Consider the following 18885-nt stretch of genomic DNA (forward strand, 5'->3'; position numbering starts at 1 on the left):
TCAAGTTAGCTTGGACATACTATCTAAAATTTAAGTCACTTTACAATAGGGGGAAGCTTGTAGAATGGAACATAAACAAATTAGGGATATGGAAGATACAATGGAAAATCATTATATACCGATAACTTCCGTTAGAAGCGGTGAAGGTTAAGAGGTTAGCCCCGATCTATTCTGCTATACCAACCAGATCGTTAACATAAGTATGGTTGGCACTGCCGAAGATTGGGTGTTAGTGGATACGGGCATGCCGCAATCAGCCAACCGTATTCGGAAGGTCGTAGAAGGTCGTTTTGGTACAGAATCGCGACCTAAGGCCATTATTCTAACACATGGGCACTTTGATCATGTTGGATCTGTTGTTGATCTCATTAAAGCTTGGAACGTATACGTGTATGCCCACGAGCTTGAAATACCTTATTTAACCGGCCAAGCCAGTTATCCCGAACCTGACGGTTCCGTTGAAGGCGGACTTATAGCCAAGATCTCACCATTCTTTCCAAATGAGCCTATCAATCTTGGAAGTCATGTGCAAAATTTACCATCCGATGGAAGTATCCCTTTCATGCCAGGATGGCGATGGATCCATACACCAGGTCATACACCAGGGCACGTTTCGCTTTTTCGTGATAAGGATCGTGCACTTATTGCAGGCGATGCGTTTGTAACGGTTGAGCAAGATTCACTGTATAAAGTTCTAACACAGATGAAGAAGCTGACAGGACCTCCGGTATATTTTACAACTGATTGGCATGCTGCTGAGCAATCCGTTAGAAAGTTAGAAGCTTTACATCCGAGTGTAGCCATTTCCGGGCATGGGGTACCTATGTCTGGCGAGGAACTAACAAGCGGATTGTCTCAATTGGTGGCCGATTTCAAACGAATAGCTGTCCCCGACCATGGTCGATATGTAGATAAAGAAGTTCAGTAATCGTTTCCTCCAATTAATTAAATCCGATAGGAGTAATTTGATAACGACTGCGCAAATTAATGCAAGAGGTGATAATGTGTATTCTTTACGGGGGCAAGACACAGGGTTTTGAAAACAAGTAAATGGAGTTTATTTTCAATAGCTTCCATCCCATTAATTATGACGTTGGGAAATTCTATGTTGATTCCCGTTCTACCTTCGATTCGCAACAAATTACAGATAACTTCGTTTCAAGTGAGCTTATTAATTACCGTATACTCTGCAGTCGCTATCCTACTTATACCGATTGCAGGGTATTTGTCGGATCGTTTTGGCAGGAAGATTATTATTGTCCCTAGTTTAGTTATTACTGGCATTGGTGGTTTGATTTCCGGTTTAGCAGCTTGGTGGATGGAACACCCCTATGTGGTCATTATGCTCGGTCGAGCGTTGCAAGGCGTAGGAGCGGCCGGCGCTTTTCCCATTGTGCTGCCACTTGTCGGTGACATTTATAAAAATGAAAGTGAAGTAAGTAAAAGCTTGGGCGTTGTAGAAACTGCCAACACACTTGGTAAAGTTCTGAGTCCAATTTTGGGGTCGATACTTGCTTTCGTGGTGTGGTATCTCCCCTTTTTAACCATCCCTGTGCTGTGTGCGTTCTCAACGCTATTAGTTGCTTTTCTAGTTAAATCTCCCCAAAAAAAAGATAACAAAGAAGAAAAAGTAACGTTTAGGGAGTTTCTTCAAAACCTAAAGAAGATATTTGGTAATAATGGCCGCTGGTTATCCGCTATTTTTGCCATAGGTTGCATATGTATGTTTGTTATATTTGGGACATTGTTTTATTTATCAGATACGCTTGAGGACAAATATCGTATTAAAGGCATTTGGAAAGGATGTGTGATTGCCATCCCTTCGGCCGTGCTGTGCCTCGCTTCATTCCTTACAGGCAAAAAAATTGGTGAAAATAAAAAGTTAATGAAGTGGATTACTTTTTCTGGAATAGCCATCATCACTGCTTCTCTTGTTGTTTGCGGCTTTATTCAATCCCTATATTGGTTGATTGGTTTGGTAAGCTTAGCTGGTATTGGAATTGGCGTCACTCTCCCCTGCTTAGATGCCTTAATAACAGAAGGAATTGATAAAGCGGAGCGCGGCACCATAACTTCCATATATAGCTCTATGAGGTTCATTGGTGTTGCTGTCGGTCCCCCACTGGCGTCAATTCTAGTTAAATGTTCAACGCAAATCATGTTCTTTAGTATTGCTGGTACATGTGTGGTTGCTGCACTGCTTGCTCTATTCGCTATTAAGCCAAGTAAAGAAGATCTCTAATTCATGGAGGTCTTTTTCCTATTAACATGAGCAAAAGAAAAAAGAAAGGTTGGCTTATTCCTACACCACTACAAATAATAGACCTGAGACTGTTAATGCTTAGCAACATTATTCTTCATGGTTACAACTTCAATAATTGGGCAAGTTATGAAAAGGGAAAATTGGAAATTTAGAAGAGGAATCCCAAGAATGAATACATCCAATCTGATGAATAAAGAACGTAATTTCACTGTCTATGCTAAACGCAATCTGTGGTCTGGTATCTTATTTGGCCTTGGTTTAATTGGTTTTATTGATGAAACGATATTTCACCAACTTTTACATTGGCATCATTTCTACGATAAATCCACGACCCGAATCGGCTTGATTTCCGATGGTATGTTTCACGCATTCAGTTGGTTTGCTACCATTGGATCACTATTTATGTTTGCGGACTTACGTCGTAGAGAAGCTTTACACCTCAAAAGATGGTTTGGTGGTGTTTTCCTAGGCAGTGGCTCCTTCCAACTGTATGATGGAACCGTCCAACACAAAATCATGCGCCTTCACCAAATTCGATATACAAATAATGTGATTTTTTACGATATGATATGGAATATTGGAGCTTGTATCTTGCTGCTCGCAGGAATCTTTCTTACGCTTCACTCACGAAAAGAATCACGTAATGGACATGTCGAGAGAGATGCTTCTCATGTCGAATGAACACCTTGCGCATGGAAGCTATGTTAATTCTAACTTTATCCTCATATTGCTAGGTCTAAGTGCACTCATTTTCTACTTATATGCCGCGAAGAAATCCAGCCGTACTTTCAGGAAATGGCCCGTCGCACGCGTTATCTATTGGTTTCTTGGCATATTTTGTGCGGTACTACCTATTGCTGGGCCATTAGCCCATCTTGCATACATGAATTTTACTGCTCACATGTTAGGCCATTTACTTCTTGGGATGATGGCTCCGCTATTCATAGCACTTGCTGCGCCAGTAACACTTGGCCTAAGGACCCTCCCTCTGCAATCATCACGTAGACTGGCACGCATCCTCAGAAGCTTACCTTTTCGTATCGTAAGTGATCCTTTTGCAGCTTCAGCACTCAATATCGGTGGGCTTTATATCTTATATACAACGGATCTATTTTCAAGTATGCACCATTCGTCCGTGTTATTTCTATTTGTACATCTACATATATTTTCAGCGGGTTACCTATTCACGACTTCGATAATTTACATCGACAAACCTTCGCATCGAACAAGCTTTGTATATCGTTCTATAGCATTTGTATCATCGATGGCTGCACACGGGATGTTATCAAAATATTTGTATGCAAACTCATTAGATGGGATCTCAGCAGTCCAAGTAGAAATCGGCGCTAAACTCATGTATTATGGCGGGGATGCGATCGACATGGTTATCCTTGTGATCTTCTTCTCTCAGTGGCTTAAAGCTGTACACCCTCGGCATGCAGTTATAACAATACAAAGGGAGCTTATTAATTCAAAAAAATAAAGCCCATTCATAAATACAGATAATAAGCCAAATACCTTAGCAAATACAGGCATTTGGCTTATTTGTTTGAGATTAATTATTGTAGAAACCAAAAGTCTCCTGAAAAAATCTCACTACTCCACCTTACATTCCTTTTAATCCCTCTTTATTAAAAACATCAATTGAGCATCCTAACTATGCGATAGCAAATAAAGCATTTTGAGAGGAGATTGGTTAACATGAAAAAGATTCAAACTATTACCTTAGCTGTTCTATTAACATCAGCATTAAGTCTTGGAACAGTTGGAGCCCATGAAAATACAGGAGCTGGAATAAATGCTTCAACAGGTTCAACTAGTATAAACACAAATAGGTATGGAACGATTAGCTCTCCTGCTGCTTCTCCTAGTAATACGCTAAACCAAGCAAATTACGGTACTGGCTTAAACTCGTATTCTAGCAATTCAAATTCTATCCGCGCTTATGATACCGCAAATACAGGATCGGATGCCTCAAACTGGGGTTGGCTTGGGTTAATTGGTCTGCTTGGCCTAGCTGGACTGAGATCAAGAAATCATGCTGGGGAAAGGTAAGCTAATCCTAGTTCGAATTAGCTTATAAGATTAATAAAGTTAATAATTGAAAATGAGGAGAGATTATAACATGGGAATTTTAAGTGGAAATCCGAAAGATGAGCCTTTACACTACGGTGAAATATTTAGTTGTTGGCAAGCTTCAACAGTAGCTAAAGGAGCTGTTTCTTGCTATCAGGCTTACTTAAATCACTCTGGCGACAAAGAACTCAAAAAAATTCTGGACGATCTGATTGATCAAGCAAAGCTGGAAATAAAAGAACTGGATAAGATTCTTGTTGAGAACGGACTTGCACCAATTCCTGCATTTCCAGAAAGACCGTCAGTTAAACTTGAGGATATCCCCGTTGGTGCAAGATTTAACGATCCAGAAATTTCAGCCATAATTGCAGCTGACACTTCACTAGGACTTGTTGCTTGTAGTCAAGCTATGGGACAAGCGATTAGAGAAGATATTGGCGCTCTTTTCGCGAAATACCATATAACGAAAACAGCCTTGGGTTTAAAAATACTTGAAATGAGTAAAGAAAAAGGTTGGCTAATTCCTCCACCACTACAAATAAAAAGACCTGAGACTGTTAATGCTTAAGGATTCAGGTATTTAAGTGAGCCAAGGTCCCTTAACAAATAGACAGGAGGTGAACAATAAACATGAGTAAAACAAAAGACACTAACAACCCAAAGCATACCATTTCATCAAATAAAACCGGTGAACAAAAGAAATCCAAGTAAAACTGTTAAGTACCCCTCTGAAAAATTATTTCAATAAGTGGGTTTACATATTAGATATCACTAATATGTGAACCCACTTTTGTTCAACTATCGTTCTTCCCTTAGCTTAATGGTCTCCTCTGATATGAATTGCACCATGTTTTCCGCAGTTTTGTTTTTATCGCGAAGATAATCTTTTATCTGTGATATTAACAAGCATGATTAGAAATAAGGATAGAAAAACATAATACATCTGGTCCCACCATACAAGACTGTGAAGGATTCCAATCATTATAAGAAATTGATTCACTATATAAAAAAATAAACCTGTTAAAATATATTTTTTCCACTTTGTTTTCCAATTGATTTTAACAATTAAACAATAATAAAGGCTTGCGCACAAATAATATAGGGCTGAGAAGGCGATTGAATCGCGACCTACATTATCAAACCAATTAGGGCGATAATACCGATTCAAAAAAAATAGCATCGGAAGAATATGGCAACTGGCAGAAATGGAGCCAGTGATTAAATAAAGCATCAAATTGTGTTTAAGGCCCTGAGAAGGAAGTAAAATCCATTTATAAAAGATCTTGGCCAAAACAAAATACATTACGAGACCTAATCCGGTATATTCTAATCTCCACCAATGGTGTGTATAGATATGTAGCTTTAAAAAGAACCATTCAATTCCTACAAAATATCCTGAAAAAATGACAATCCAAAGCCAATTTAAGTGGAAAGTTGCTATCAGGGTTGCTGTGATCGGTAAAGATAATGCGTTTGAGAAAAATGCTCCCAATTCACTATCATAAAATGAATCATGTTTGATAATATTGGGTTTATAATCATAGCTTCCTAAGAAATTAAAAATCATAGTCTCGATGATATAACCATACCCGACCATTGTTAAATACAGAAACAGAGTTTGCGTGTTTCTTTTTTTATATATTATAGAACAAAATAATATTAAGCTTGAAATAAGTAGAGCAAAAAACCAAAAAGAATTAGGCACATCGTTCACTCCTATATTACATGAATACAATAGTTTGTTTTGTGGAATATTTTTATATTATTGCAGATTTTCAAATTTATATACCTATACACATGCTCCTTATTAGCATAATGATAGTATTTTATTTAGTCGTATTCTTCTGTACCCAATTTCATTAGTAAAGAGGATACCGCTGAGGTATCCTCTTTACTCTTTCTTAAACTTACTTCTTTTCAATCACTTAGGCGATGGGCATATCAATTTAATGTCTTCCATCTCTAACATTTGAGAGCTCTCGACTAAACTACTTAAAGGGACGCTTTGCTCGTTTTCTGGTTGATCCAAAGGATAAATTCTAGCGGTTTCGTTCTTTTCGTCTACATGTTGGATGTAGATTGGCGTCCCATTATAAGTGACATTAACCATGGCAGGTGAAACTGCAATCTCTTGAGCGCGTAGATTATTCATTTTGGCCTCCTTCACGTACTAGTTACATTATTTGTGTATGTGCAAGGATGTATTCATGGAAAGGCACCGGCAGCTATTTGTTACGGGTAGACATACACATTTGCTGTAGTTTGTAATCCATTATAAGTTGCTGTTAATACCGTTTGCCCATATTTAAGTCCCGTAATATTACCTAATCTATCTACGGTCAATATGGATGGATCAGCTGTTGAATAGCTACCATATTGGCTGACATTTACCTTTCGATCCCCGTACACTGAAGTGAGAACAGTATCTAATGTTTGTCCGACACTCAGACTATAATCTTCTGAATCGAGCTTCAGCCCTGTTTGTGGTGGGGACGAATAAACCGCCAGTTTCATCAGAGTTTCTGGAGAAGAAAGGATCATAGCCCCTCCGCTCTTAACTGAAATTGCTTTTGTCAAACCACTAACTGGCTTTGACCATTGAATAGTCCCAGCAGCATCGGTTTTGATAACTAGATGAGACTGGCCTACTAAGTAGCCGCCATCACTGGTATTTGTTAGAGAGACGGTTTGTCCTCCATCAAGAGTTTTCGTCCAGCTCTCTTCACCTATGGCATCGGTTTTTATCAGAACAGTTTCGTCTTCTGAACGAGAACCAACGATTAGATAACCGCCTTCAGTTGTTTGAATAACATAGCCTCCGTTGCAACTATATGTCTTCTCCCACTCTATTTTACCCGAAGAATTCAACTTCCAAATAGAAACATTGGTACCCTTGGTACCGCTGACAATATAACCGCCATCTGCTGTTTCCTCGATAGTACGTGCTTCTACATGCGGACTATTCGGTCCGCCTGTACCTAAAACGGTTGTCCACTCGTTCATACCGCTACGATTCCTTTTTTGGACTGAAGTATGAAACGACCCTACATTTAGACTCTCCGTAAAAATAGCATTTATATAACCGCCATCTTTTGCTTGTCGAATCATATTAAAGTGACCGTAGGCACCTGAGTCAAAAACCTGTGTCCACTGCATTACTCCGTTCTCATCTGTTTTGACAATTACATACTCATTATAGCGAAAGTAAAATCCTGGGACAGTTCCTCCTACTATATATCCCCCATTATCTAGATGGCGAATAGAAGAAACCGTTACCTGTTTCTCAATACCCGAAGAATTTAATGCCTGCAGTTGAAATACTTTTGACCACTGTTGATTTCCTTGTTCATCTATATTAGCAAGAAAAATCTTGCCCTCCTCAGAGGTACCCATCACGGTATACCCATCCCCTGACATTTCTTGTACTTCTGAGAGTACAAAACCTGTGTCATAATTTTTTGCCCACAAAGTTTCGGGTGCTAGTCCTATGGCAGCGGCGTGCCCTGAGTTCCAGCCAATTAATAGGTTGAATGAAAGTGTTCCTACTACTATCAACTTTCTCCATGAAGCTCTTTTTTTCATACTTGTCCAACTCCTTGTTCGATTTGTAATCCGACTGCATTGACAATTAGAACGAACTGTTCATCTCCTTTCTCTTGACTAAAAATACTATAAATTGTATTTATTACATATATTCGGTTGATATCTCTATTAAAAGACGTCAAGCAGCATGCCTTAGATAAAACAAATGAAACAACTCCCCAATATATTTTTCTTTGATCTCACTTTATTTACTTTCGAAACACAAGCTCTTCAACTTTCGTATCCCGAGGGAGCTTAATCAGTTGGAAAATACTCCTCCCTGCCTTCGGTCGAGAATGGGATAAAGTACTTGTCATTTTGTTTTGACAAGAATTTTAACCCATAAAACAAAAAAGCCGCGATTTACGAAGCACTAAATGAGATAATGTTCTTGTCACCCGACATTCTCCCTTAGGGGTTGTTTCTTCCGTCGAAATGATTGGTGTTTTTCTAATATTGAGAATATATCGCTTACCTCATGTCCACTTAATGCTCGTAGCCGGGATCATCGTAATCGGAATTTTGCAGCTTATTAAGTATGTTCATATCATGAATATGAGCCTTCGTCTTGTCAGTTCCCAAATTGTAGATTAATTGATAGAGTTTGAGCAGATCATCGTTAAATTGATTCGTTGCTTTATCGTGATCGGCGGATTTATACGGAATTGGAGCTCTGAATTGGGTCACTTCATCGTCCCGCTGTAGTTGCTCAAGCATTTGACGTAGCTTTTCGAGCTCTTTCTCTGTCCCGCGGACCTCAAGCTGTTCATTCATAGAAGCTTCCCTATCAAGACTTTTGTTGGATACAGAGACGTATAGCGTATTTTTAGTAGACATTCCAAACACTCCTTTTCCGATAGACTACTTCCTATTAAAGCCAATATGGCTTGTTTGAAACAGCGTTCCTAGAGGCCCTAACGGCTGTTCGTATGATTTAATTTCATATGTCCATATAAATAATATTATTAAGGAATACTGTCCATTATTTGAATGAAAACAGGGAGCGACTGCCGCGGCAATCAGCACCCTGTATATTGTGCTATCATTCCCTGTTAGAGTGGATCACCTAGTACGGTGCGACTTATTTCTCTAACTTATAGCGGGTAGCGATAATGCCCGAATTAAGCGTTCGACTGGACAGCAGCTTGAGCCTGATTTTCTCGATACCGCCGTCGAAAGCCGATTTTCCACTGCCAAGGACGACCGGACAAATCGTCAGTAGGAATTCGTCGATCAGGCCGAGCTCAAGCAGCGTCTTCGCAGCCCCCGGGCTGCCGAAGATAACGAGATTTTTGCCAGGCTGCTCCTTGAGCGCCTTGATTTCCTCTGCGATCTTGTCCTTGATTAGCATCGTATTGTTCCATTCCGCCTTGTCCATCGTGCCGGAAATGACGATCTTCTTAACATCCTGCAGCCATTTAGCATGCTCTATACCGTGCCTCGACTCATTCGGATCATCCAGGACCATGGGCCAGTAGCTCTCCATCATCTGATACGTCGTACGTCCGTATACGGGAGAGCCGACTTCGGCTACGACCTCCTCGGCGTATTTCTGTAATTCCTCATTGTACGGTATCCAGTCCAGCCCTCCGTTCGAATCTGACGCATACCCATCCAGCGACACATGCATGAACAATACGAGTTTTCTCATGTCTGTTTCTCCTCCGATTTCGAATTTATCTTGTTCGACTTTTTGACTGTTGTCCTGTGTTTTGTCTTGCTGTTACGTTCACTATAAATCATTACGTTACGTAAGGTTCAAGGGGGTATCTGAATTTTTTTTGCTGACAACAATGTTGCACAAAACTGCCAGTTACTTTAATGAACTTAGGAGGAGCTGCCCATTGATGCGATCTACTCCCTATTTTCAAGTATCGTTCCCGAGGGAGTTTAACGAAAATGGGTTAGAAGTTATGAAATAAGCGGCATCCGTTCACGAATCCAAGGATGAACTTCTTCATTTTCCATTTGAAAAGCATAATACCCCAAAATCCCCGTCAACGTAAATCCTTACATTTTGGCAAAAACATCTACGGGAACTTCGTTAACCCCATAATATCATTGACCTTATAAGTCCTATTTTCATTATGCCTAATAAATGTAATATCAGGTTGTTTAATACCATATTCAAAAAGAATCCCGTTTAGAGGTTCTTCATTCATATAATGGGTATCACTTGTCTTCATAATCATAATGAAACTGCTCCCCTCTAATTTAGGTGGCTTGAGGCAATTCCGGAAGTTCATTAACAGAGATTACATCTTGTGCAATTTTTTGCGGCTTTTCCCAAAGCACTTCACTTCCTGGCAAATCATCAAACCAAGCTGCTCCATTAGGGCAATCTAGAACTATAAATTTACCATACTGGTTATCCCTTGATTGATGATATTTTAAGTAAGCCTTTCCATTTTCAATCGCTAGAATTTCAATTTTGCCAGAAGTATGACTCATTGACAATCTTACTCGCTTGCCAAGACCAGATGTTTGGGATTTAGCTTGTTCCACGATATGGTACACCTTCTCTAAGGGTAAAACGAAATCACGATTACCTGCAACAGGACGATTAATAAAGAAATAATAAGGAGTTACTCCTGCCCAAGATAGTCTATCCAGTAGCTCCGCCAGAATTGATGGATCATCATTGATTCCCTTCAGCACAGGAGTTTGGTTAACAACGATGGCTCCTGCATCATGCAAGGCTTCAAAAGCCATCTTTGCCTCATTCGTTATTTCTCTTGGATGATTAATATGCGCCATGACATAGATGCGTTTCTCAGCAGTCGAGTGACTTCGAATCATCTCGAGTAATTCTTTATCTTCATAAATCCGCATCGGATTAAAGACGGGTAATTTGGAACCTAAACGAATAATTTTCACATGCTCGATCTTACGCAACTCTTCGATAATTTTTCGTAATCTACTCGTGGATAGAATTAAACTGTCTCNTAAATACTTGTACACCAAAATGTCGAATAATTTTCACATGCTCGATCTTACGCAACTCTTCGATAATTTTTCGTAATCTACTCGTGGATAGAATTAAACTGTCTCCACCGGTCAGAAGTACGTTATTTATTTCAGGATGACTGGCAATGTAAGCGATTCCCGGGTCAACGTTAGACATTGCTTCATTGACGTCATTTCGAAATAAACGTTTACGAAAACAATAACGGCAATATGCCCCACATACCTCTGATACCAGTAGCAATGCTGTCGTGCGATATTTATGTTGGCAGCCCGGTACTACATAGTTCGTATCTTCATCCGAAGCATCCCAACGTCCATACTCTAATAATTCACCTTCGTTAGGAATAATTAATTTCCGGATCGGATCATTAGAATCAGGCCAGTTTATTAATTTCAAGTAATAATCATTAACTCGAAACACGAACTTTTCCGTGATTGCTTTCAACTTTCTCCGTTCCGCTTCAGGAATATCCAAAATTTTATCAATATCGGTGATATATTTCGGTTGCGCCATAGATGATCCTCCTTGAATACTGATTTTAGTAATGAATATTTAAATCGCTCAGACCGTATGTATGCCTCCTTTTTTTAGAAATAATGGATGGGTATCAATCGCAAACAAAAAGACCCGTATAGCAAAGAAATCGCAGGAAATCTACGAGTCCCATTGCTGTAACGGGTCTTACAAATATAAAAACCCGTCAATACGGGTCAAAATGCAATTATTTGCATCATAAAAAAACTTGACCCATCCACTGCTGACGAGGTTAGCTGCCGGGCTCGGGAAAGATGGTTCCCTACTTCAAAGATTCGCCCCAAAAAATTGGTTCCCCCGCTTTCCGAGCTTAGATAAAGCTGGAAATTAAGCGTAGGTATATCTTACACAATGCTTATTCATCCGTCAAACGAAATCATTAACATTTTGTCCATTTGACATCAAATGGATTGTCGCCGTAGCTGAGGTGAAAATGAAATGAATAACATTACAGCAATCAGAACACTGAGAATCAAAGCCGGCCGAACTATCAAAAACCCGCGGTAAAAAGGACTGTTGAACCCCCATAACCACTGGGTTTTAATAAATCCATTTACCGTAGTTTTAATAGGATTGTTTCACTATTGGTAACCTATCATCCAATTATTATTAGTTCTATTTCCATTTTATGAAATACTGTCCCTTGGCTCACTTTTTTACACTTATATACTGACGTTCTTTCCACTCGAACTCATTCCCCAATTGAAATGTGGATAGTTCAATCACGAGATCAAGTTCCTTTCTAGGAGTGTCCGAGAATCTTTCCTGTCCGTATGCCCAGCAAGAATAGAGCTCTAAGTCGTCACCTTTTTCTATATTACGGCTCAAATAATCGAATAGCTCTATTAAGCACTTTTTGCTAGTCTGGTATGAAACGGGATGAGACTGTTTCATTTCGTTATTGATCTTAAAGGAACCGCCTTCGGGGTTCACTTGATAAACAAATGGATGACGGAAAGGATTCGATGAATGTCTGGTCATGGGCCCGGATATGTATAAACCGGCTGCATCCTCTTCTGTCTCATAGATATCCATTAGCTTATCACCTTGTGGGTATTTCTCCAGTAGTATTTGCATATTGAGTTGATCCATAGCTGCAGGATTCACATTCGTTACGTAATCATTAATCGTCATAACCGTTTTTTTCTGTCCGAACGAGCCAGTTGGAAGCGCATGGCTTGCAGCAATATAATAAAATCGAGTCACAGTGTTAAACTCATCTCCTACTCGAAAATCTCTTCAAAGATTCTTATCATTATCGAATGCAGGCTGCCGCTATTTGCTTTAGTTGACTCTGTCATGTCATATCAGTCATGTTAGTAGTTGTATTTAACGTAAAAAACTGATTATAACTGTTGTTGCACCAAACAACACTAAAATAGAGAAGAAGAAGTATCCGAATGCCTTAAGAGGAAGTGGCATTGTATGTAAATCAAATTTTCGAATTGGTCCTCCACCCTCAATATTTTGAATAGAACGAAGTTCCTCATCAACAAATTTATCGTTGTTATATAATCTTTCCTTCTCTGGCTGGGTTTCGTGGATTTTTATTGTGCTCATTCCATATCCCCTCTCAACTCAAAGTACATGGAATATTATACCATTAATAACACGTGCATCCAGTGTAAATCTGTATGTTAGCTGAGTGAATGATTTCACTGTTAAGTCAATCGTACTTTTATTTGATTGAGATGATGATTGTCGTGGTCAATAAATATCTCTAGATATGTCGCAACTGTAAACTGGCGATTCTCCGAACCAATTGTAAATATGACATCACTCTCGATTCCAGACATCATTTCAATTAACTGTTTTCTATTCTCAACAAACTCATCTATTAAAGTGCCAGTTGTTTTAAAAGCACTGATATATTGTATAGCCTCACTATTATGCTCATCATGGTCGGGAAATGAGCTTAGTACAGCTCCTTCATTCATAAAAGGAAAATGCTTCTCCTGGATGAATTTATCCCAATAAAATAGATGACCTATAATTTCCTTAACTGACCATTTGCCTTCACTTATTGGTTCGAGGAAACGATGTTCATCCAGCTCCTTAAACCTCGTTATTTCTTCAATTATCTTTCCATAGTTCAGTACCTCATTAGCAGTCATAGTAATCCTCCCATATAACTTTTAAATAATGTTAATTATATCCTAAATTTGTGCAAACATAAAGAACGTGCGTTCTCATCCTTTTAAGGGCCAGTCCCTGATTTATCGAATATCCATCCTAATCTTGTTTGTTTAACATAGATATAACTCGAACTTAGATCACTAGCATAGAACAAGTATCCTTCGGATCCCCTTTACCCTTGATTTTTCAATTCAGTTGTAACAGCAAGTAATGGATGTCCAGTAAGTAAAATATGTTTTCTTACTTCAATATTTGCTGTAGGAGAAGGGAAAAAGCAAAATAGTATAACTAGCCCTAAAATTGTTATGAAAGTTACTCGCTCTTTTTTGCTCACCATAATCAACTCCATGTTTAAGGAATAAAAAAACGATCACCGAGAGGTGACCAATTATTGTCTATTTATACAGATGTTAAACACCTCTTATTTTTTCAAAATAATAGGTATTTCTTTTACGCCGAACATGATCCAACTATCGATTCGTTCCAAAACATGCGAGTGATGATGTCTGAATTCAGGGAAACGCTCAAGCAATGTTTGAATTGCAATTTTACTTTCCATACGAGCTAGCTGCGCTCCCAAGCAGTTATGTATTCCGTGACCAAAAGCTAGATGCGGATTAGGATTCCGGTGGATGTTGAAAATGTGAGGATTCTCAAATATCTCTTCATCATGATTTGCCGATCCGATCCATAGGTTAATCATTTGTCCTGGACTCAGTGTGTGCCCGCTCAGAATCGTGGTCTCTTTAACCGTTCGAATCATCATTTGAACAGGTGAATAATAACGAAGTACCTCATCAAGAGCCTGTGGAATCAAGGATCGATCAGCCATGAGTTGCTCTCTTACGGAAGGGTCGCTGTCTAAAACGAGCATTGCCGATGAAATCAAGTTGGTCGTCGTCTCATTTCCCGCGACAAGCAGCAGGATGCAGAAGCTGATTACTTCTAGATCGCTTAGTTGCTCTTCTTCTCCTTTTGCACGAATGAGATGACTAATTAGATCCTCCTGCGGTTCACGTCGCCTTTTATTTGAGATATCGGTAAAATAGACACTCATTTCTCGTTGACATTGATAATATTGTTCAGAGTTGTTCCCGACCAACGAATCAGACCATTGTTTAAAAAGCGCTCGATCTTCCTGCGGAATGCCTAACATTTCGGCGATAACGATAATCGGCAAGGGGCTTGCAAAATCATGGAGACCCTCCATGATTCCGCCGAGTTCTATCTGGTCACACAAGGCATGCGCGATTGCTTCAATCTTTGGGGCGAGTCCTTCGATCACCCTAGGGCTGAAAGCTTGAGCAACGAGCATCCGAAGCTGCCGATGTTTGGGAGGATCCTGTCTGAGAATGCTGGCATCAATCGGATCTTTCATGGATTCCCTCCCTTGGGAAGAAAAGAGCCCATGGTTGGTAAAAATCGTTTTGACGTCTTCGTATTTGAACACATCATATGAACCATACTTCTCATTCCAAAATACTGGAGAGGAAGTGCGCATTTGTTTGAAATAAGACAAAGATATTAGCTTGGAAGCTTTCATAATCATACGTTTCACCATCACTTTCTCACATATTTGCCACTATACTGACTGGTCAGTATAGTGAAGTCAAAAAAAAAAGGTGAATTTATTCACCGGAATTTATCAGCAAACCTGATGTAATGATTGTGTAAAAGAATCGTTCAATAAGCTCTCGAGACATTTCATTTTTGTTATCCAAATACTTACATGCACTTTCGAGCATCCCGATAATCCCTGCAGCGGCTAAATTGCAGTCAACATCACGAAGTACACCCTCGCGCTTCCCTTCCTCCAATACGCCTGAGAGAAAATGAATATAGTCAACCTTTAGTTGTTTCAGTTCTTCCAAAACTTCCGATTCAATTCCGTTTGATAATTCATTGAATACGATATGGGCTAAATTGCTGGAATCCAAAAACAGTTCGAGATTGTGTCTGATGATTCTTTTTATTTGTTCATCCAAGCTGAGATTAGCATTAAGATCGGTCCGAATTCTATCGATAATTTCCTGAAATCCCTCCTTAACCAGTGTCTTGAATAATTGTGCCTTACCCGGAAAGTGGTAGTACAACGACCCTTTTGCGACATTTGCTCTCAAGGCAATTTCATCCATGCTCGCCCGATGATATCCTTTTTCCGAAAATACTTCAATGGCTGCATGGATAATTTTCTCTTTACTCAAATCGAACTCAGCCTTTCGTTATAATTATTGTACTGACTAGTCAGTATAGTTATTTTGATGATGTTGGTAAAAAGTCATCAAAGAAAACAATATGTCTTTTGCTAAAGGTTACTACACTACCCATTTGCATCATCACTATCTGAAGTAAGCCATATCTGAATGGATTCATTCCTTTCCCTCCGATCGTTGAAGCGACTCGACCAGGTTTACAAAGTGACGTCCGCGCTCTTCAAAATTACGATACTGGTCAAACGCAGTGCATGCAGGACTCAGCAGCACAGTGTCGCCCGGGACGGCCAGTTTGTGCGCCTGCGAGACTGCTTCGGCTAAGCCTTCGCAACGAACAATAGGTGGGCAACTCGGCAATCTTCGTACCTCTTCTTCGATTTGACCGGCCGCTTCCCCGATCAACAGCAGCACCTTGACATGATCAGGCAGTAGTTTAGCCATCTCGTCAAACGGTACTTTCTTATCTCGCCCACCGGCGATCAACAACACCCGGCCCTCATGCGAATGCAGCGTGGCGATGGTACGGGCGGGGCTAGAGCCGATTGAATTGTTGTAATAATGCACACTGCCAACAGTTGCAATCCACTGGTTTCGGTGCTCCACTCCAACGAAGTTGCGCACCGTCTCCAGGATTGCCTCATCAGACACAGTCCCTCGCACGGCGGCCACGGCAGCCATAACATTCTCCACGTTATACCAACCCGGTAAACGAATATCACTGATGGGTAATAGACCGTCGATTATCCCATCGTGGACAGTGTGCACGCCGAAATACTTGGACTGTCCCCGCCCACGCAGTAAAGCGGTCGCCGGATTGTCGCTGTTAAGGACGGCAAAGTCGTTAGCATTCTGAAAATCTAACAGGCGGCGCTTGGCGGCGATATATTCATCCATGTCGCGATGCCAGTCGAGGTGATTCGGCGAGAGGTTGGTTATCACCGCCACATGGGGAGAACGCTTCATGTCCATCAGCTGGAAGCTGGAAAGCTCGACCGCGCACACATCCAGCGGCGACATCTCGCCCACTCGCGTCAGAAGTGGCGTGCCAATGTTGCCGCCTAGATGAACGGTACGCCCCCCCTCAGCCAGCATGTCTGCAATCAAAGAAGTGGTGGTGGTCTTACCGTCCGAACCCGTCACGCCATAAATAGGACAAGGACACAGTGCAAAGAACTCCTCCATCTCACTGGTCACACGACTGCCTCCAGCGCGGGCCGAGTCCAACGCCGGATGGTCTGGGCGCATGCCCGGAGTGCGGAACACTACGTCGCCACCAACGCGATCCAGATAATTCGCGCCCAGGCGCAATCCGACGCCTATATTGTCCCACTCCTCTCGGGGTAAGGCCGAGTTGCGGTCACGCACGGTGACATGCGCTCCGGCAGAGCACAACATGCGGATTAGTGGTGAATTGCTCACGCCGGCGCCGATGACGGTCACGTCCCGACCGGCCAACGAGTGGATATAGGTCTCAAAAGCAGGATTCATAAGCACCTCCGCTTAGAAAATGTCATTTGATTAAATATACCACATATTGGAACTGTACTGCCCAATCGTATTAGCTTAATGGAGCTGCCCGCATCATACCGCGGCAGTTCCATGGTGTAAGTCTATTCAACTCTTGTATCCGTTTCTTCAATGGAAAAGGCAGCCGATCGTATCCCAGTTACGTAATCGCAATCTTATATGATTTTCCAGTCATCTTCTAGGATGCCGAACACCAGTGAATCACGCCAACCGTCTTTTACTAACAGTGCATCCCTCAATCTGCCTTCTTGTATCATTCCTATTTTGGCAAGTACTTTTGAGGAGCCTATATTTCTTGGGTCACAAGTTGCATAAATTCGATGGAGTTGGAACTTCTTAAAGCCAAAATTCACTAATAATTTAGCAACTTCTGTAGCGATTCCTTTACCCCAATAATTAGGATGAACTATATAGCCAATCTCGCCATTTTTATGTGTAAAACATCTGATATTAAATTCACCTGCACCAATCATTTTCTCTGTACTTTTCTCAACTATTGCAAAGACATAACGTGTTCTATTTGTTTCATTAGTATCAGCTAAAATTTGATTTACAAATGCTTCTGATTGATCTTCACTATTAGGTCCCCAAGGTTGAAAACGGCAAACAATCTCTTGCGAAGCATACGCATGAACATCTAGCCAGTCTGAAGAGATAAATTCACGTAAATATATACGATCCCCTATAAGTTTGTACATTTGCCAAACTCCCCCTCCCTGATTCTCAAACAATTATTACATAATAAGTTCGCAAATTTGGCGTTAAGCCACCAACAGTCTCGCCTGGTTCACTGATAGATACTAAAGCACCAAAGGGAATTAAAGAATTCAACTTAACCCGTGTAGGAAATAAAGAGATGGTTTGCAGATCAAGGAAACGGAAATTTTTCTTTGAGTTAGAAGTACAGTAAAAGCTACCTGATAAACCTAATAAAAACAGGAGCAATAGCTGTTCACAGTGATATGCTCCCTATTTATTGTGCTACTGTTTCCCATGAAAGTTTAATGACCCACTAGTACCTTATTATGTAAATATTAAAATAATTAATAACTAAGGTTATGAGCTGAAGGAGTGTATCAAGGATGAAGAATAGATTCGAATTTACTGCAGTCGTTTTAATAGGAAATGGCGAGTTAACAGACGACTTTACCATCGATCTCGCCAAAATGGTTGACCGTATGACCGCACAACTGGAGATAGCCCAGAAAGCACTGCAAACTATTGCAGCGAGCTCAGAGCAAGGTAACGAAGCAGCCAAAAACATAGCATTAAAAGCGCTAGAATCAATTGCCGAGTAAGTGTCGGCAGCCTTCTCTTTAAGGCTGCGTTAATTTTTTCTCTTAGCTTTTGCAAATGCCACACTAGCCAAAATAATGAACAGTATTGCTAGCTTCACCGGACAGCGATGTATACACAAAAAAGCCCGTTTCCGTGTGATTAACACGAATCCGGCTTTTGAATTTTTGATATGAGATTTGAATTTAGACTTAGTAGTGGACACAACGAATTGGGGAGTTAGATAATAGACCTATCCAAATTACGAGGTGTCCGAGATGAGTGAATTCCGCCAACGTTACAATCAAAAG

The 18885-nt window shown here is 40.5% G+C and carries 18 protein-coding genes, 4 pseudogenes and 1 riboswitch; of the genes and pseudogenes, 7 read left to right on the forward strand and 15 right to left on the reverse strand.

Features of this window, described 5'->3' with window-relative positions; all coding sequences use genetic code 11:
* Window positions 1-64: 64 nt before the first annotated feature.
* The 6 genes and pseudogenes from ASG89_RS12150 to ASG89_RS12175 all read left to right on the forward strand — a co-directional run bounded on the left by ASG89_RS12150 (window position 65) and on the right by ASG89_RS12175 (window position 4907).
* A pseudogene (locus ASG89_RS12150) lies at window positions 65-928 on the forward strand (MBL fold metallo-hydrolase).
* A gap of 108 nt (window positions 929-1036) precedes the next feature.
* A complete protein-coding gene (locus ASG89_RS12155; RefSeq protein WP_157276621.1) occupies window positions 1037-2242 on the forward strand; it encodes an MFS transporter in 1206 nt (401 codons plus the stop codon).
* Between the two features lie 189 nt (window positions 2243-2431).
* A complete protein-coding gene (locus ASG89_RS12160; protein WP_057310968.1) occupies window positions 2432-2944 on the forward strand; it encodes a DUF2243 domain-containing protein in 513 nt (170 codons plus the stop codon).
* A complete protein-coding gene (locus ASG89_RS12165; RefSeq protein ID WP_235549733.1) occupies window positions 2913-3746 on the forward strand; it encodes a cytochrome c oxidase assembly protein in 834 nt (277 codons plus the stop codon). Before ASG89_RS12160 ends, ASG89_RS12165 begins: the two co-directional genes overlap by 32 nt.
* A gap of 218 nt (window positions 3747-3964) precedes the next feature.
* Complete coding sequence (locus ASG89_RS37000; RefSeq protein ID WP_057310970.1) at window positions 3965-4318, forward strand: WGxxGxxG family protein; 354 nt, start codon at window positions 3965-3967, stop codon at window positions 4316-4318.
* Between the two features lie 70 nt (window positions 4319-4388).
* Window positions 4389-4907: a DUF3231 family protein gene (locus tag ASG89_RS12175; protein ID WP_057310973.1), complete on the forward strand. Its 519-nt coding sequence runs from the start codon at window positions 4389-4391 to the stop codon at window positions 4905-4907.
* Between the two features lie 300 nt (window positions 4908-5207).
* On the opposite strand, the gene ASG89_RS12180 is transcribed toward ASG89_RS12175, so the two are convergent.
* The 15 genes and pseudogenes from ASG89_RS12180 to ASG89_RS12245 all read right to left on the reverse strand — a co-directional run bounded on the left by ASG89_RS12180 (window position 5208) and on the right by ASG89_RS12245 (window position 17997).
* Window positions 5208-6044, reverse strand: a complete 837-nt coding sequence (locus ASG89_RS12180; RefSeq protein ID WP_057310975.1) for a hypothetical protein — start codon at window positions 6042-6044, stop codon at window positions 5208-5210.
* A 273-nt stretch (window positions 6045-6317) separates the two neighbouring features.
* A pseudogene (locus tag ASG89_RS12185) lies at window positions 6318-6491 on the reverse strand (small acid-soluble spore protein H); the annotation flags it as partial.
* A gap of 80 nt (window positions 6492-6571) precedes the next feature.
* A complete protein-coding gene (locus ASG89_RS12190; protein WP_057310979.1) occupies window positions 6572-7921 on the reverse strand; it encodes a hypothetical protein in 1350 nt (449 codons plus the stop codon).
* 486 nt (window positions 7922-8407) lie between these two features.
* Window positions 8408-8758: a hypothetical protein gene (locus tag ASG89_RS12195; RefSeq protein WP_057310981.1), complete on the reverse strand. Its 351-nt coding sequence runs from the start codon at window positions 8756-8758 to the stop codon at window positions 8408-8410.
* 244 nt (window positions 8759-9002) lie between these two features.
* A complete protein-coding gene (locus tag ASG89_RS12200) occupies window positions 9003-9572 on the reverse strand; it encodes a dihydrofolate reductase family protein (RefSeq protein ID WP_057310982.1) in 570 nt (189 codons plus the stop codon).
* Between the two features lie 563 nt (window positions 9573-10135).
* Window positions 10136-10866 (reverse strand): annotated as a pseudogene (locus ASG89_RS12205) (KamA family radical SAM protein); the annotation flags it as partial.
* Between the two features lies 1 nt (window position 10867).
* Window positions 10868-11402: pseudogene (locus ASG89_RS12210) on the reverse strand (4Fe-4S cluster-binding domain-containing protein); the annotation flags it as partial.
* Between the two features lie 226 nt (window positions 11403-11628).
* A riboswitch (cyclic di-AMP (ydaO/yuaA leader) is annotated at window positions 11629-11767 on the reverse strand.
* A 304-nt stretch (window positions 11768-12071) separates the two neighbouring features.
* Entirely contained in the window at window positions 12072-12629 is a 558-nt protein-coding gene (locus ASG89_RS12215; RefSeq protein ID WP_057310983.1) for a hypothetical protein, read from the reverse strand.
* Window positions 12630-12752: 123 nt separating this feature from the next.
* Window positions 12753-12983: a hypothetical protein gene (locus tag ASG89_RS12220; protein WP_057310985.1), complete on the reverse strand. Its 231-nt coding sequence runs from the start codon at window positions 12981-12983 to the stop codon at window positions 12753-12755.
* Between the two features lie 101 nt (window positions 12984-13084).
* Window positions 13085-13537: a DinB family protein gene (locus ASG89_RS12225; protein WP_063867835.1), complete on the reverse strand. Its 453-nt coding sequence runs from the start codon at window positions 13535-13537 to the stop codon at window positions 13085-13087.
* A 194-nt stretch (window positions 13538-13731) separates the two neighbouring features.
* Window positions 13732-13896, reverse strand: coding sequence for a hypothetical protein (locus tag ASG89_RS36335; RefSeq protein WP_157276622.1), 165 nt, complete (start codon window positions 13894-13896; stop codon window positions 13732-13734).
* A gap of 84 nt (window positions 13897-13980) precedes the next feature.
* Window positions 13981-14937 carry a cytochrome P450 gene (locus ASG89_RS12230; RefSeq protein ID WP_235549734.1) on the reverse strand — a complete coding sequence of 319 codons (957 nt, stop codon included), beginning with the start codon at window positions 14935-14937 and terminating at the stop codon, window positions 13981-13983.
* Between the two features lie 250 nt (window positions 14938-15187).
* The gene (locus tag ASG89_RS12235) at window positions 15188-15763 is read right to left on the reverse strand and encodes a TetR/AcrR family transcriptional regulator (protein ID WP_057310986.1); all 576 of its coding nucleotides are present in this window, start codon (window positions 15761-15763) and stop codon (window positions 15188-15190) included.
* Window positions 15764-15928: 165 nt separating this feature from the next.
* Complete coding sequence (gene murD / locus ASG89_RS12240) at window positions 15929-17260, reverse strand: UDP-N-acetylmuramoyl-L-alanine--D-glutamate ligase (protein WP_057310988.1); 1332 nt, start codon at window positions 17258-17260, stop codon at window positions 15929-15931.
* Between the two features lie 194 nt (window positions 17261-17454).
* On the reverse strand, window positions 17455-17997 hold the full coding sequence (locus ASG89_RS12245) for a GNAT family N-acetyltransferase (RefSeq protein WP_057310990.1): 543 nt from the start codon (window positions 17995-17997) through the stop codon (window positions 17455-17457).
* 384 nt (window positions 17998-18381) lie between these two features.
* Between ASG89_RS12245 and ASG89_RS12250 the strand changes: the two genes are divergently transcribed.
* On the forward strand, window positions 18382-18597 hold the full coding sequence (locus ASG89_RS12250) for a hypothetical protein (RefSeq protein WP_057310991.1): 216 nt from the start codon (window positions 18382-18384) through the stop codon (window positions 18595-18597).
* Window positions 18598-18885 lie beyond the last annotated feature (288 nt).

This window comes from Paenibacillus sp. Soil766 (assembly GCF_001428105.1).
Classification (GTDB): domain Bacteria; phylum Bacillota; class Bacilli; order Paenibacillales; family NBRC-103111; genus Paenibacillus_E.

Excerpts from the sequence above, each read along its gene's own strand:
- ASG89_RS12250 (WP_057310991.1), top strand. The coding sequence starts at position 18,382 with ATGAAGAATAGATTCGAATTTACTGCAGTCGTTTTAATAGGAAATGGC.
- ASG89_RS12175 (WP_057310973.1), top strand. The coding sequence starts at position 4,389 with ATGGGAATTTTAAGTGGAAATCCGAAAGATGAGCCTTTACACTACGGT.
- ASG89_RS12220 (WP_057310985.1), bottom strand. The coding sequence starts at position 12,983 with ATGAGCACAATAAAAATCCACGAAACCCAGCCAGAGAAGGAAAGATTA.
- ASG89_RS12225 (WP_063867835.1), bottom strand. The coding sequence starts at position 13,537 with ATGACTGCTAATGAGGTACTGAACTATGGAAAGATAATTGAAGAAATA.
- ASG89_RS12160 (WP_057310968.1), top strand. The coding sequence starts at position 2,432 with ATGAATACATCCAATCTGATGAATAAAGAACGTAATTTCACTGTCTAT.
- ASG89_RS12245 (WP_057310990.1), bottom strand. The coding sequence starts at position 17,997 with ATGTACAAACTTATAGGGGATCGTATATATTTACGTGAATTTATCTCT.
- murD (WP_057310988.1), bottom strand. The coding sequence starts at position 17,260 with ATGAATCCTGCTTTTGAGACCTATATCCACTCGTTGGCCGGTCGGGAC.
- ASG89_RS12195 (WP_057310981.1), bottom strand. The coding sequence starts at position 8,758 with ATGTCTACTAAAAATACGCTATACGTCTCTGTATCCAACAAAAGTCTT.
- ASG89_RS36335 (WP_157276622.1), bottom strand. The coding sequence starts at position 13,896 with ATGGTGAGCAAAAAAGAGCGAGTAACTTTCATAACAATTTTAGGGCTA.
- ASG89_RS12200 (WP_057310982.1), bottom strand. The coding sequence starts at position 9,572 with ATGAGAAAACTCGTATTGTTCATGCATGTGTCGCTGGATGGGTATGCG.
- ASG89_RS37000 (WP_057310970.1), top strand. The coding sequence starts at position 3,965 with ATGAAAAAGATTCAAACTATTACCTTAGCTGTTCTATTAACATCAGCA.
- ASG89_RS12165 (WP_235549733.1), top strand. The coding sequence starts at position 2,913 with ATGTCGAGAGAGATGCTTCTCATGTCGAATGAACACCTTGCGCATGGA.
- ASG89_RS12190 (WP_057310979.1), bottom strand. The coding sequence starts at position 7,921 with ATGAAAAAAAGAGCTTCATGGAGAAAGTTGATAGTAGTAGGAACACTT.
- ASG89_RS12230 (WP_235549734.1), bottom strand. The coding sequence starts at position 14,937 with ATGAAAGATCCGATTGATGCCAGCATTCTCAGACAGGATCCTCCCAAA.